At 62.5% G+C, this 13,633-nt stretch carries 9 protein-coding genes and 1 pseudogene; 6 read left to right on the forward strand and 4 right to left on the reverse strand.

The annotated features are described in order from the left end of the window. Positions 1-15: 15 nt before the first annotated feature. The 4 genes from LGH82_RS02065 to gltX all read left to right on the forward strand — a co-directional run bounded on the left by LGH82_RS02065 (position 16) and on the right by gltX (position 5,860). Positions 16-1,698 (forward strand): NAD+ synthase, encoded by a 1,683-nt coding sequence (locus tag LGH82_RS02065; protein WP_227347086.1) that lies wholly within the window; start codon positions 16-18, stop codon positions 1,696-1,698. Positions 1,699-1,748: 50 nt separating this feature from the next. Further along, positions 1,749-2,159, forward strand: a complete 411-nt coding sequence (locus LGH82_RS02070; protein ID WP_227347087.1) for a GNAT family N-acetyltransferase — start codon at positions 1,749-1,751, stop codon at positions 2,157-2,159. Between the two features lie 389 nt (positions 2,160-2,548). Beyond that, positions 2,549-4,354, forward strand: a complete 1,806-nt coding sequence (locus tag LGH82_RS02075; RefSeq protein ID WP_227347088.1) for an ABC transporter ATP-binding protein — start codon at positions 2,549-2,551, stop codon at positions 4,352-4,354. A 132-nt stretch (positions 4,355-4,486) separates the two neighbouring features. Then, positions 4,487-5,860, forward strand: coding sequence for a glutamate--tRNA ligase (gltX, locus tag LGH82_RS02080; RefSeq protein ID WP_227347089.1), 1,374 nt, complete (start codon positions 4,487-4,489; stop codon positions 5,858-5,860). Here gltX and LGH82_RS02085 read toward each other — a convergent pair. The 3 genes from LGH82_RS02085 to LGH82_RS02095 all read right to left on the reverse strand — a co-directional run bounded on the left by LGH82_RS02085 (position 5,778) and on the right by LGH82_RS02095 (position 10,359). After that, positions 5,778-6,974, reverse strand: coding sequence for a DUF2865 domain-containing protein (locus tag LGH82_RS02085; RefSeq protein WP_227347090.1), 1,197 nt, complete (start codon positions 6,972-6,974; stop codon positions 5,778-5,780). The two genes, gltX and LGH82_RS02085, sit on opposite strands and share 83 nt — an antisense overlap. Before the next feature lie 105 nt (positions 6,975-7,079). After that, a complete protein-coding gene (locus LGH82_RS02090; protein ID WP_227347091.1) occupies positions 7,080-9,404 on the reverse strand; it encodes an NADP-dependent malic enzyme in 2,325 nt (774 codons plus the stop codon). A 175-nt stretch (positions 9,405-9,579) separates the two neighbouring features. Next, positions 9,580-10,359 (reverse strand): SDR family oxidoreductase, encoded by a 780-nt coding sequence (locus LGH82_RS02095; protein ID WP_227347092.1) that lies wholly within the window; start codon positions 10,357-10,359, stop codon positions 9,580-9,582. A 120-nt stretch (positions 10,360-10,479) separates the two neighbouring features. Here LGH82_RS02095 and LGH82_RS02100 point away from each other — a divergent pair, with 120 nt between their 5' ends. Beyond that, positions 10,480-11,295, forward strand: coding sequence for a UDP-2,3-diacylglucosamine diphosphatase (locus LGH82_RS02100; protein WP_227347093.1), 816 nt, complete (start codon positions 10,480-10,482; stop codon positions 11,293-11,295). A gap of 129 nt (positions 11,296-11,424) precedes the next feature. Next, a pseudogene (locus tag LGH82_RS02105) lies at positions 11,425-12,637 on the forward strand (MFS transporter). On the opposite strand, the gene dgcA reads toward LGH82_RS02105, so the two are convergent. Continuing rightward, positions 12,608-13,591: an N-acetyl-D-Glu racemase DgcA gene (dgcA, locus tag LGH82_RS02110; RefSeq protein ID WP_227347094.1), complete on the reverse strand. Its 984-nt coding sequence runs from the start codon at positions 13,589-13,591 to the stop codon at positions 12,608-12,610. The pseudogene LGH82_RS02105 and the gene dgcA sit on opposite strands and share 30 nt — an antisense overlap. Positions 13,592-13,633: the final 42 nt, after the last annotated feature.

The following is a 13,633-nucleotide window of genomic DNA, read 5'->3' on the forward strand; positions in this document are numbered from 1 at the left end:
GCTAAACCCGCTGACATGACCAAGAAGACCGCTCCCGATATCCTGCGCATCGCTGTCGCCCAGCTCAATCCGACTGTCGGCGATATTGCCGGCAACCTCGCCAAGGCGCGCGAGGCGAGGGCGGATGCCGCCCGCCAGGGCGCGGACATCGTCCTCTTCACCGAGCTTTTCCTTGCCGGTTATCCGCCAGAGGATCTGGTGCTGAAGCCGGCGTTCCTCAGGGCGTGCGAGCGGGCGGCGGAAGATTTTGCCGGGGATACCGCCGATGGCGGGCCGGGCGTCATCATCGGCACGCCATTGAAGCGCAAGAGCGGGACGCACAATTCGATCATTGTTGCAGACGGCGGCAAGATCCTTGCCGAGCGCTACAAGCTCGACCTGCCGAACTACGGTGAATTCGACGAGAAGCGCGTCTTCCAGGCCGGGCCGGAGATCCAGGGGCCGGTCAATTTCCGCGGCGTAAGGCTGGGAATTCCGATCTGCGAGGATATCTGGGGCGATGTCGCCATCTGCGAAACGCTGGCCGAGAGCGGGGCGGAGATCCTGCTGGTGCCGAACGGCTCGCCCTATTATCGCGCCAAGATCGACGTTCGGCACCAGGTTGTCATTCGACAGGTTATCGAGTGCGGGTTGCCGATCATCTATGCCAACCAGCTTGGCGGCCAGGACGAACTGATCTTCGACGGTGCGTCCTTCGCCATCGGTGCCGACAAGACGCTGGCCTTCCAGATGAGCCAGTTCGAGGAAGCCGTCGACGTCACCACCTGGAAGAGACAAGCCGATCATTGGGTCTGTTCGGAAGGACCGATGTCCAAAATCCCGGACAAGGAGGAGGCCGACTACCGCGCCTGCATGCTGGGACTGCGCGACTACGTCAACAAGAACGGCTTCAAGAATGTCGTGCTCGGCCTGTCCGGCGGTATCGATTCGGCGATCTGCGCCGCACTTGCCGTCGATGCGCTTGGCGAGGAGCGGCTGCGGGCCGTGATGATGCCCTATCGCTATACGTCGAAGGATTCGTTGAAGGACGCCGAGGACTGCGCCCGCGCGCTCGGCTGCCGCTATGACATCGTGCCGATCTTCGAGCCGGTCGAAGGGTTCATGCATGCGCTGACGCAGCTTTTCGAGGGCACCAAGGAAGGCATTACCGAGGAGAACCTGCAAAGTCGTGCGCGCGGCACCATCCTGATGGCGATCTCCAACAAGTTCGGCTCGATGGTCGTCACCACCGGCAACAAGAGCGAAATGTCGGTCGGCTACGCCACGCTCTATGGCGACATGAATGGCGGCTTCAATCCGATCAAGGACCTCTACAAGATGCAGGTCTACGCGCTGTCGCGCTGGCGCAATTCGCATGTGCCGCCGGGTGCGCTAGGTCCCTCGGGCGAAGTGATCCCGAGCAACATCATCGACAAGGCGCCATCGGCGGAGTTGCGCGAGAACCAGACCGACCAGGATTCACTGCCGCCCTATCCGGTGCTCGACGACATCCTCGAATGCCTGGTCGAAAACGAGATGGGCGTCGACGACATCGTCGCGCGCGGCCACGACCGGGCGACGGTTACGCGCATCGAGCATCTGCTCTACATAGCCGAGTACAAGCGCCGGCAGGCCGCACCCGGAGTGAAGATCACCAGGAAGAATTTTGGTCGCGACCGCCGCTATCCGATCACCAACCGGTTCAGGGATCGCGGATAGGCGCTTTCTCAAGCGTCCAGCCGAGCCTTCCGTCCGGATGAGGGTGTGCCATGTCCGACTATGAAATCAGCTTCGACGTTTTCCGCATCGATTTCCGGGTGACATCCGACAGGTTGATGGCAAGCTACTGGGGCGCCGGGCGCACCGATGACATCCATCGCCGCGCCTTTGCCAATTCGCTTTCCGTCGGCGCCTACATCGACGGAGGCCAGGTCGGTTTCGGCCGGGCGATCACAGACCGCACGGTGTTCGCCTATCTCGCCGATATCATCGTCTGGCCCGAACATCGCGGGCAGGGCATAGGAATGCGCATGGTTCGAGCCCTCATCGACCATCCGGATCTCAGGAGTGTCTGCCACTGGAGCCTATCGACCAGCGATGCGCACGGGCTTTACGAAAAGCTCGGCTTCAAGCCCTCTATGGATGGCCGCTACATGCGGTTCGATCGCGTTCCGGAGTGAGGACCGCGACGACGGTGTACAACCCGTCGTTGTTGCAAAACAATCTCAATGGTTGGCACAGTTGCACTTTTGGCGTGCGCTCGTCTTGGCGATGCCCGGAGGAATCTCTATAAAAGCGTCTCCGCGATTCTTTGCGGGAGGTCCGAATGGCAGTATTTGAAATGGTAATGCGAGGCCGCGAAGCTTAGGTCTCCACCGGCGTACCACGAAGGTCATGCCTTCGTGCGCGAGCCGGATTGAGAACAGGCTTATGCCGATGCCGGTCGCCGCCCGATTACGGGCGAGTCGCCAAATACGCCACTCCGCATTCTAGGCAATCCTTAGCCTTTTCGCGGTTCTTCAATTTTCGAACTTAATGGGACCGGGCTCTTTTGCGCCCGAATGACATCATGGCTCGTTTTCGAATCGATCTGCGCGCCAGCGCCTTTCGTAGCGTTCTTGGCTTCACGCTCACCCATTGGCGGCGCCAGCCCTGGCGGCTTTCGCTCATCATGGGCACCTTCATGTTGTCGACGTTGGCCGACGTGATGACGCCGCTCTATTCCGGCAGGCTGGTCGACGCCGTTGCCAGCAGTGCGTCCGCGGACGAGGTGGCATGGAATGCCGCGATGGCGGCGTTCTCGATGTTGGTGGCATTGGCGCTGACCGGCGTCGTGCTGCGCAATCTCGCCTTCATCGGGATCACCGATCTGACCCTGAAGATGATGGCGGATATTGCCGCCGACGCCTTCCACCGCGTTCAGCGCTTTTCCACCGACTGGCACGCCAACAGCTTCGCCGGCTCGACCGTGCGCAAGGTGACGCGCGGTATGTGGGCACTCGACCTGCTCAACGACACGATCCTTATCGCCCTGTTTCCTTCGCTGGTGATGCTGGTTGGCTCGACAGTGCTCCTCGGTTGGTTCTGGCCGATGATGGGCGTTGTGGTCGCGGCTGGCTCGGTACTCTTCATCATCGTCACAGCGATGCTTTCCTTGGGCTATGTCGCCCCGGCGGCACGGCTTGCCAACACCTGGGATACGCGCATGGGTGGCTCGCTCGCCGACGCCGTCAGTTGCAATGCGGTGGTGAAGGGTTTTGGCGCCGAGACGCGTGAGGAAGCCCGCCTTGCCAAGGTTGTCGCCAAATGGCGCGGCCGCACAAGGCGAACCTGGGTGCGCGGCACCGTCAACGGCACGACGCAGGGAACAATGCTATTGCTGCTCAGAGTGGCGGTGATCGGCCTTGTCCTTCTGCTGTGGTCATGGGGGCAAGCAAGCGCCGGCGATGTCGCATTCGTGCTGACCTCGTTCTTCGTGTTGCAAGGCTATCTGCGCGACATCGGCACGCACATCCGCAATTTGCAGCGCTCGATCAATGACATGGAGGAACTCGTCGATTTCCAGTCCGAACCGCTGGGCATCGAGGACCAACCCGGCGCGAAGCCGATCCGGATCACCGACGGCCATATCACCTTTGACAATGTCACCTTCCACTATGGCAGCCACCGGTCGCCGCTTTATCGCGACTTCTCGGTGGACATAGCTCCGGGGGAAAGGGTCGGACTGGTCGGTCACTCCGGTTCGGGCAAGACGACCTTCGTCAAGCTGATACAGCGGCTCTATGACGTGAACGCCGGGCAAATTCTTGTCGACGGACAGGATATTTCCGGGGTGGCGCAGGCGTCGCTGCGCGGGCAGATCGCCATCGTCCAGCAGGAACCGATCCTGTTCCACCGGTCGCTGGCGGAGAATATCGCCTATGCCCGGCCGGACGCCAGCCAGGCGGAGATCGAACATGCCGCGCGGCTTGCCAGTGCCCATGACTTCATCGTCAACCTGCCGAAGGGCTATGGCACGCTGGTCGGCGAACGCGGCGTGAAACTGTCGGGCGGCGAACGCCAGCGCGTGGCGATTGCACGCGCGTTCCTGGCCGATGCACGCATCCTGATCCTGGACGAGGCGACATCAAGCCTCGATTCGGAATCGGAAGTGCTGATCCAGCAGGCGATGGAGCGCCTGATGGTCGGTCGCACGACATTGGTCATCGCGCATCGGCTTTCGACGGTGAGGGCGCTCGACCGGCTGTTGGTGTTCGATCGTGGCCGCATCGTCGAAGAAGGCTCGCATGACGAGCTGATCCGGCTGAAGGGCGGCATTTACCGTCGCCTGTTCGAGCGCCAGGCGCTGGAACTGACCAAGGGCCTGGTGATCTGATCGACCTCAACTCAGCGCCGCGCATCCAGCGCGGCGCTGTAGCCTTTTCATTCCGTCCGGCATGTTCTATGTCTGCCGCTCGGCGCGGGGGCGCGTCTTGTCAACAACAAAAGCATCCGGTACGCCCCGCTCATGACAGTTACCGTACGTTTCGCCCCTTCGCCCACAGGCCGCATTCATATCGGCAATGCGCGCACCGCCTTGTTCAACTGGCTGTTTGCCATGAAGAACAAAGGCCGCTTCATCCAGCGCTTCGACGATACTGACCTTGCGCGCTCGAAGCAGGAATTCTCCGACGCCATACTCTACGATCTGCATTGGCTGGGAATTTTCCAGGATGCGACGGAGTATCAGTCACGGCGCTTCGAGATCTACGATGCCGCGATGGAGAAGCTGAAGGAGGAGGGCGTTCTCTACGCCTGCTACGAAACACCGGAAGAGCTTGACCTGCGGCGCAAGGTGCGCCGCACGCGTGGGCTGCCGCCAGTCTACGGCCGGGAGGCGTTGACGCTGACGTCGCAGCAGATCGCCGAGTACCAATCCGATGGCCGCCGGCCGCACTGGCGCTTCCTGCTGCCCAATTTCATCGGCGATCCGCAGGAGCCGGAACGCACGGAAATCCATTGGAACGACCTGGTTCGCGGCGAGGAAACCGTCGACCTTGCGTCGCTTTCCGACCCCGTTCTGGTGCGCGAGGACGGCACCTATCTCTACACCCTGCCTTCGGTGGTCGATGACATCGACATCGGCATCAGCCATGTCATTCGCGGTGACGACCACGTCACCAACACGGGCGTGCAGATAGCGCTATTCAAGGCGCTGGGCGCCGAGCCGCCGGTGTTCGGTCACCACAATCTGCTGACAACGATCTCGGGCGAGGGATTGTCGAAGCGGACCGGTGCGCTGTCGATCGAGAGCCTGCGCGAAAGCGGCATCGAACCGATGGCGGTCGCCTCGCTGGCGGTGCTGGTCGGCACGTCGGAAAATGTCACGGCCGTGCCGACGATGAGCGAGCTCGCCGAACGCTTTGATCCGGCCGCGACGTCGAAATCGGCAGCCAAGTTCGACCCGGATGAGCTTCTCGTTCTGAACCGGACGCTGCTCCATCACATGCCCTTCTCCGATGCGCATGACCGGCTGATGGTGCTCGGCATATCCGGCGAGCAGGCCGAGCCGTTCTGGCTGGCTGTACGCGGCAATCTCGACCGGCTGGCCGACGCGGCAAGCTGGTGGCGCGTCCTGCGCGAAGGCCCGCGGGAGCAGCCGGAATTTTCCGACGATGATCGCGACTTCCTTCGTCAGGCGTTCGATCTGCTGCCTGAAGACCCGTGGACCGCGACGATCTGGAAGGATTGGACGGCCAAGGTCAGGGAAGCGACCGGCCGCAAGGGCAAGGCCCTGTTCATGCCGCTCAGGCTTGCGCTTACTGGACTGTCTTCGGGGCCGGAGCTCGCAGATCTATTGCCGCTGCTGGGTCGGGAAGGAACGATGGCCCGACGACCCTGATCCTGCGCTGTTCCGGCGGCAGCGCCGAGACGGGCGAGGTAGCGGGCTTGAAGGTCAGGCGCTTGATTGCTTCGCGGTCGAGCCGTCCCTCGGCGTTCGCCATGGTCTCGGGGTCGGCGCCCGGATCGGGCTTGGCCGGCGGCACCGGAACGAACGGCGTAACGTCCGTCACTGGCTGCGATTGCTCCGGATTTGGCGGATTGCCGGCGATGATCTGGAAATTCCGCGCGGCATTGCAGCCGCAGGCCGGCGGGCGCGATATGTTGGGCGTCTTGTAGAGATAGGCGGTCGGCAGTTCGCCATAGGGCCGTCCGGTTGCCGACGAGGTCATGGCCGCCGAATCGTCGTCCATGTCGCGCGAATAGAAGACCTGCATCTCGGTGCCCGGGCAGCTCGATTCGCAATTCTTCTGGTCGCGCTCGAAATCGCCGACCGAAGCCGCGTTCGACATCGGGAAGAAATAGCCGTCGCAGGTGCGCACGCACATTGTACGGAATTCGCCGCCAGAGCGCGGCAAGTCCATGGCGGGTTGATTGAGCACCTGGCGGCCGTTGTTTTGTTCGCCTGGGTTGTCCGGTTGGTTGAGCGCTTCGAGCTGGCTTCTGTCGCCGCCGAAAAGCTGATTGAACAGATTTCCCTTGTCGTTTTCGTTGTTCGAGGCCTCGATGGGGTTGCGCTTCGGGGCTACCGCTCCATCCCTGCAGCCATTGACGTCGAGCGATGCCAGCAGGCGCGCGCGATCACGGCGAGAGCCGCCGCCAGAAAGTCTGGCGCGCTTGCTTTGCAGGGCATCGAGATTGGCATTCATGCGATCGATGCTGGCATTGAGCGCCGCGCACTCGGTGACATTGCTGCCGAAGAGTGAGAAGCCGCAGCCGGCGCTGCTGGACTGGCTGCGCGCCTTGGAAATCTGCTCGCGTTGCCGGGCAATCGCATCATCATATTTGCCGATGAGGGCGGGCTTGCCTCCACCGCCGGAGGTTGCCGCGAGATCGGCTTCGAGCTGGCGGCAGACGCGGGATGCCGCCTGTGCCTGGGATATGGCTAGACAAGAAAGCACGAGGGCGCCGAGCAGCATGGCGGTATGCGCCTGCTTCCCCCCTCCGCTGGTCATCCGCCCCGACTCCGCCTGTCTGTTTGCCGCCAAACCTACCGCGTTCGCAGTTAACTGTTTCTTAATCTTGACGCTGCCCCTTTGCGATCCAGGGGACGATATGCGTCAACCCAGACTGACTGTCGCCTGGGCCTTCTGCGCGGCTTCGACAACCGCAAGCGCTGTCATGTTGACGATGCCGCGCGATGTTACGGATGGTGTCAGGATGTGCGCCGGCTTATCGGTGCCGAGCAGGATCGGGCCGACATGCAGGGCATCCATCATGGTTCGCACGGCCGTGAGCGTGATGTTGGCGGAATCCAGGTTGGGGAACACCAGAAGATTGGCTTCACCTTTCAGCCGTGAGTGCGGATAGACCCGCTGGCGCAAAGACTCCGACAGGGCCGAGTCGGCATGCATTTCGCCGTCGCATTCCAGGTCCGGCGCGATGCGGGCCAGGATCGCCGCCGCGTGGCGCATCTTGAGGGCGCTCGGTGCATCGCGCGAGCCGAAATCCGAGAATGAGAGCAGGGCGGCTTTTGGCTCAATGCCAAATCGCCTGATCTCCTCGGCCGCGAGAATCGTCATCTCGGCGATCTCCTCGGCCGTCGGGTCGATGGAAACGTAGGTGTCGGTCAGGAAGATGACGCCGCGCTGCGAGATCAGCATCGATAGCGTCGACAGGTCATGATCCTTGATGCCGGCGCGCGGACCGATGATCAGCGTGACATTGCGCAGATGGCGCGCAAAGCGGCCCTCGAGACCGCAGATCATGGCGTCGGCATCGCCGCGTTTCAGGGCGAGCGCGGCGATCACCGTGTTGTCGGTGCGCACCATGGTGCGCGCTGCTTCCGTCGTGACCCCACGCCGGCCCGCAAGCTCGATCAGCAGGTCGACATAGTTGCGGTAGCGCGGGTCGTCCTCGGGGTTGATCAGGCCGAAATCGACGCCCGGCTTGATGCGCAGGCCATAACGCTTCAACCGCACCTCGATGACGTGCGGGCGGCCGATCAGGATTGGCTCGGCGATGCCTTCTTCCAGCACGACCTGGGCGGCGCGCAGCACGCGCTCATCCTCGCCATCGGCATAGATGACGCGCTTGGCGCTGGATGCCTTTGCCGACGAGAACACCGGCTTCATGACCAGGCCGGAGCGGAAGACGAAGCGGTTTAGCTTGTCGATATAGGCGGCAAAGTCGGCAATCGGCCGGGTGGCGACACCGGTTTCGCAGGCCGCCTTGGCGACAGCCGGAGCGATGCGCAGGATAAGGCGCGGATCGAATGGTGAGGGGATCAGGAAATCGGGCCCGAAGATCGGCGTCTCGCCGGAATAGGCGCGGGCCGCTACATCGGATGGTTCTTCACGGGCGAGAGCAGCGATGGCGCGGACCGCCGCCATCTTCATCTCTTCATTGATCGCCTTGGCACCACAGTCGAGCGCTCCCCGAAAAATGTAAGGAAAGCACAGTACGTTGTTGACCTGATTGGGAAAATCGGAGCGGCCGGTGCAGATCATCGCGTCGGGGCGTGCTGCCCGCGCCGCCTCCGGCATGATTTCGGGATTGGGATTGGCCAGCGCCAGGATCAGCGGTTTCGAGGCCATGAGTGCCAGCAGTTCCGGCTTGAGGACGCCCGCGGCCGACAGGCCGAGGAACACGTCGGCTCCCGGCAGCACGTCGGCCAGCGTGCGTGCTTCGGTGTCCTTGACATAAGGGTCTTTCCAGCGATCCATCTCGTCTACGCGGCCCTTGTAGGCGACGCCGAAGCGATCGGTGACCCAGATGTTTTCGACGCGGGCACCCAGCGAGACCAAGAGGTTGAGGCAGGCGAGGGCCGCGGCACCGGCGCCGGAGGTGACGATCTTGATGTCCGAGAGGGTCTTGCCGGCGAATTCCAGCCCGTTAAGCACGGCGGCGCCGACGATGATCGCGGTGCCGTGCTGGTCGTCGTGGAACACCGGTATGCCCATACGGGCCTTCAACTGCTCCTCGACCTCGAAGCATTCAGGCGCCTTGATGTCCTCGAGATTGATGCCGCCGAAGGTCGGCTCAAGCGCCGAGATCGTCTCGACCATGCGCTCGATCCCTGGCGCGTCTATCTCGATGTCGAACACGTCGATGCCGGCGAATTTCTTGAACAGCACCGCCTTGCCTTCCATCACCGGCTTGGACGCGAGCGGACCGATATTGCCGAGGCCGAGCACGGCCGAACCGTTGGAAACCACGCCGACCAGATTGGCGCGCGCCGTATAGTCGGCGGCGGTCGCTGGATCATCGCGGATTTCGAGGCAGGGCGCCGCAACGCCGGGCGAATAGGCGAGCGCCAGATCGCGCTGGTTGCCGAGCGGCTTTGTCGCCTGAATCTCGAGCTTTCCCGGTATCGGGTATTTGTGGAAGTAAAGGGCGGCTTCATCGAGGTCCGATCGCGCCGTTTTTTTGTTCTCGCCTTCCATGCGGCCGCTCCCTCGAAACCTGCTTCGGGTCTCTTTTAGCATGCGCCCAAGGTTTTTCGCGACGCTAAATGACGCGCTCGCGGCTTTGTGCGACCGCGCGTCAAAAACAGCTGCGTATCAGATACTTATGCTGATTTCATTGCAGATCAGTTCTGCTGCTTCTTGAGCGCGTTGATCAAAAAGCGCTGACGTAGAGACCGCCATCGACCGGTATGTTCTGTCCGGTCAGGTAACCGGCATGGACCGAGCACAGGAAGGCGCAGATCTGGCCGAACTCCTCCGGCGTGCCCAAGCGCTTGGCTGGGATGCCGGCGCTGATGCGGGTCTTGCGCGCGGCGGCCGCTGCCGGGTCTTCGACCGTGCCGGCTTCATGGGGGCCGCGCAGGCGGTCGGTGTCGACCGAGCCCGGCAGCATGTTGTTGATGGTGACATTGCGCGCGATCACCGTTCGCGCCACGCCGGCAAGGAATGAGGTCAGGCCGGCGCGAGCGCCGGACGACAGGTCGAGGCCCGGAATGGGAACATAGACCGACAGCGAGGTGATGTTGACGATACGGCCGAAGCCGCGCGCGGCCATGCCGTCGATCACTGCCTGAACCAGTTCGACCGGCGTCACCATGTTCTGCGTGACGCCTTCGAGGATCTTCGCGCGATCCAGTTCGCGGAAGTCGCGAAACGGCGGGCCGCCATTGTTGTTGACGAGGATGTCCGGCTCGGGGCAGGCGGCAAGCAACGCCTTCTGCACCTCGGGCTTCGAGACATCACCGACGACTTCCCACACCGTGACGCCATAGCGTTCGCGCAGTTCCGCGGCGGTCTTTGCCACAAGCTCGGCGTTGCGCCCGTTGACGACGACGTCGCAGCCGGCCTCGGCCAGCGCCATGGCACAGCCTTTTCCAAGTCCTTTGCTCGATGCACAGACGATGGCCTTCTTGCCGCGAATACCGAGATCCATGACGAATTTCTCCTGATGGGTTGGCGGCAACCTACTCTTGGGGCTGGACCAATCGCAACCGTCATACGGTTGTTGCATGAATCGGGGCATAGGCTGGGCGAAAGCAACGGTGACAAATCGATGTCCGGCCAAGAGCCCCGCACTTTCCGCAGCATGTTCATCTCCGACGTCCATCTTGGGTCGAAGGCGGCGAAGGCCGAATTCCTGATCGATTTCCTTCGTTATCATGATGCCGATATCATCTACCTCGTCGGCGATATCGTTGATGGCTGGCGGTTGAGGCGGAGCTGGCACTGGCCGCAAAGCCACAACGATGTCGTGCAGAAACTGCTGCGCAAGGCGCGCAAGGGCGCAAACATCACCTACATCGCCGGCAACCATGATGAGTTCGCGCGCCAGTTCCAGGGCGTGCATTTCGGCGGCATTGTCGTGGCCGACCGCGCCATCCATGAAACCGCCGACGGCAAGCGCCTTCTCGTCATCCATGGCGACCAGTTCGACACCGTCGTCCACAATGCGCGCTGGCTGGCCTATCTCGGCGACCACGCCTACGATGCGGCCATGATCGTCAACCGAGTGGTGACACGGCTTCGCCAACTGCTCGGCCTGCCGTACTGGTCATTTTCCTCGTGGGCCAAGGTCAAGGTGAAGAAGGCGGTGAACTTTATCGGTTCCTTCCAGACCGTGCTGACCGAGGAAGCGCGCCGATCGCATGTCGACGGCGTGATCTGTGGCCACATCCACCATGCGTCGATCGAGAATTTCGAGGACATGCGCTACATCAACACCGGCGACTGGGTGGAAAGCTGCACGGCGGTGGTCGAGCATTTTGATGGCCGGATGGAAATCCTGACCTGGGCGCAGGTGCTGCCGGAGGCCCCGGACGAGCCCTTTATCCCGATGCTCATCGAAGATCGGGTAGGACAGGCAGCCTGACGCGGAATTCGCGACGGTTTTCGGCATCAATCGATTAGTCCAGCCGGTTTCGCCTGGTTTTCCGCCATGTTAAGGGATCGATCCGCGCAGCTGGCCGCCCGGTCGGAGGCCGCGTAATTGGATCGATTCATGTCCCTGCCGCCGCTCTCCCCAGAACAACTCGTCAAGCCCAGCCATTTCGAACTGCGCATGAGCCTGATCTTCGCCACGCTGTTCGTGCCGCTTGGAACGCATCTGCCTTATTTTCCCCTTTGGCTGCAGGCCAAGGGTTTCCATGCCGAGCAGATCGCCATCATCCTGGCGGCCCCGATGTTCCTGCGCGTGGTGACGACGCCGTTGCTCACGGCGCTGGCGGACAAGGCTGGCGACCGCGCCGATGTCTATATCGCGCTGGTTGCCGCGTCATTGCTTTTGTCGGCAGGCTATTTCCTGCCGCCAACCTACGCGGTGGTGCTCGCGGTATCGCTGGTGCTCACCATTGTCTGGACGCCGCATTCGCCGATTGCCGATTCGCTCGCGCTGTCGGGCGTGCGCCGCTTCGGCTCGAATTATACCAGCATGCGCAAATGGGGATCGATCTCCTATCTGTGCGCCAATGTCGCCGGCGGTTTCATCCTGTCGGCGGCTGGCTCACGCGCCGTTCCGGTGATCATCTTCGTCGCGCTGGCGGCGGCCCTTGTCGCCGGCCTGTTCGCGCCGCGTCTCGGTCGTCCCAGACGCTCATCACCGCTTTCGGCCACCGATATCCAGCATTCGGCGCCAAAGCTGCTCAATTCCTATTTCCTGTATTTTTCCATCGGCGTTGGCGTCATCACCGCCAGCCATGCATTCCTCTACGGATTCGTCTCGATCTACTGGAAATCGATCGGCATCAGCGATTCGGTGGTCGGCCTGCTTTGGGCCTGGGGCGTGGTGTCCGAAGTCTGCATGTTCATGATGTTCACCCGCTTTTTCAATTCGTTCTCCGTCGTGTCGATCATGGTGATGGCGGGAATTGGCGCCATTGTGCGGTGGATCGCCTTTCCCCTGGTCTGGCCACTCGGCCTCGGCGTCACCGGTTTTCGGCGTCCAGACGCTGCACTCGGTCTCGGTGGCGCTTGTGCTGATCGGCCTGCAGAAGATGATCGGCGAGACGATCTCCGAGGAACGGACGGGTGCCGCGCAAGGCATCGCCTATTTCTCCAACGGGTTTTTCATGGCGGTGGTGACGCTGGCGTCCGGTCCGCTCTACGACCGCTTCGGCGTGGACGGCTTCTTTGCCATGATCCCGGTGGCCTTGGTCGGGTTGGCATTGATCGGGCTTGCCGCCCGCTCAGCCCCACAGCACCGGCTCGGGCGGTGACACCAGCGATCCTCGGTAGACAAGGCCGGGCACGCGGTCGCGCGCAAGCAGCAAGGGACCATCGAGGTCGACGAATTCAGCGCCTTGGGCCAGCAAGACCGCCGGCGCCATCGCCAGCGACGTGCCGACCATGCAGCCGACCATCACGCCAAATCCCAGTTCGCGGGCCCTGTCGCGGAGAGTGAGGGCGGCAGTCAGGCCACCTGATTTGTCGAGCTTGATGTTGACGGCGTCGTACAGGCCGACAAGTGCTGCCAGGTTCTTCGCCTCATGCACGCTTTCATCGGCGCAGATGGGCACGGGGTGCGCGATGCGGCGCAGGATCTCGTCATGGCCGGCCGGCAGCGGCTGCTCGATCAGCGCGATGCCTTGCTCGGCTGCGAAGGCCAGGTTTGCCGCGATATTCTCGTCGGTCCAGCCTTCATTGGCGTCGAGGATGATGCGGCTGTCGGGTGCGGCCTGCCTGACGGCGCGGATTCGGGCGATGTCGTTGTCACCGCCGATCTTGACCTTGAGCAGCGGTCGCGCCGCGTTGGCGCGCGCCTGCGCCGCCATCGCCTCAGGCTCGCCGAGCGACAGCGTGTAGGCCGTCTCGAGCGCACTTGTGGGAACCACGCCAATCGCAGAGGCAACCGACGTTCCAGTCATCTTTGCTTCCAGGTCCCACAGAGCGCAGTCGACGGCGTTGCGGGCAGCTCCCGCCGGCATGGCGCCGAGGAGGGCCGCGCGGCTGATACCATCGGCGATCTGGCCGCTCATTGCCTGGATCGCGTCGCGGACACCATCCATGGTCTCGCCATAACGCTTGTAGGGAACGCATTCGCCACGACCGGCATGGTCGCCGTCATTGATGATACAGGTGATGACCTCGGCCTCGGTCTTCGAGCCGCGCGAAATGGTGAATATCCCGGCGATGGGAAAGCGCTCGGCCTCAACCGAAATGACACGCGCCATATTTTTCTGCTCCCGCTATGTGACAACGAGCTTGTCGGCAAA

The organism is Mesorhizobium sp. PAMC28654, from assembly GCF_020616515.1.
Lineage (GTDB): Bacteria > Pseudomonadota > Alphaproteobacteria > Rhizobiales > Rhizobiaceae > Mesorhizobium.

Coding starts and splice junctions, on each gene's coding strand:
- LGH82_RS02065 (WP_227347086.1), top strand. CDS start 16: ATGACCAAGAAGACCGCTCCCGATATCCTGCGCATCGCTGTCGCCCAG.
- LGH82_RS02070 (WP_227347087.1), top strand. CDS start 1,749: ATGTCCGACTATGAAATCAGCTTCGACGTTTTCCGCATCGATTTCCGG.
- LGH82_RS02075 (WP_227347088.1), top strand. CDS start 2,549: ATGGCTCGTTTTCGAATCGATCTGCGCGCCAGCGCCTTTCGTAGCGTT.
- gltX (WP_227347089.1), top strand. CDS start 4,487: ATGACAGTTACCGTACGTTTCGCCCCTTCGCCCACAGGCCGCATTCAT.
- LGH82_RS02085 (WP_227347090.1), bottom strand. CDS start 6,974: ATGACCAGCGGAGGGGGGAAGCAGGCGCATACCGCCATGCTGCTCGGC.
- LGH82_RS02090 (WP_227347091.1), bottom strand. CDS start 9,404: ATGGAAGGCGAGAACAAAAAAACGGCGCGATCGGACCTCGATGAAGCC.
- LGH82_RS02095 (WP_227347092.1), bottom strand. CDS start 10,359: ATGGATCTCGGTATTCGCGGCAAGAAGGCCATCGTCTGTGCATCGAGC.
- LGH82_RS02100 (WP_227347093.1), top strand. CDS start 10,480: ATGTCCGGCCAAGAGCCCCGCACTTTCCGCAGCATGTTCATCTCCGAC.
- dgcA (WP_227347094.1), bottom strand. CDS start 13,591: ATGGCGCGTGTCATTTCGGTTGAGGCCGAGCGCTTTCCCATCGCCGGG.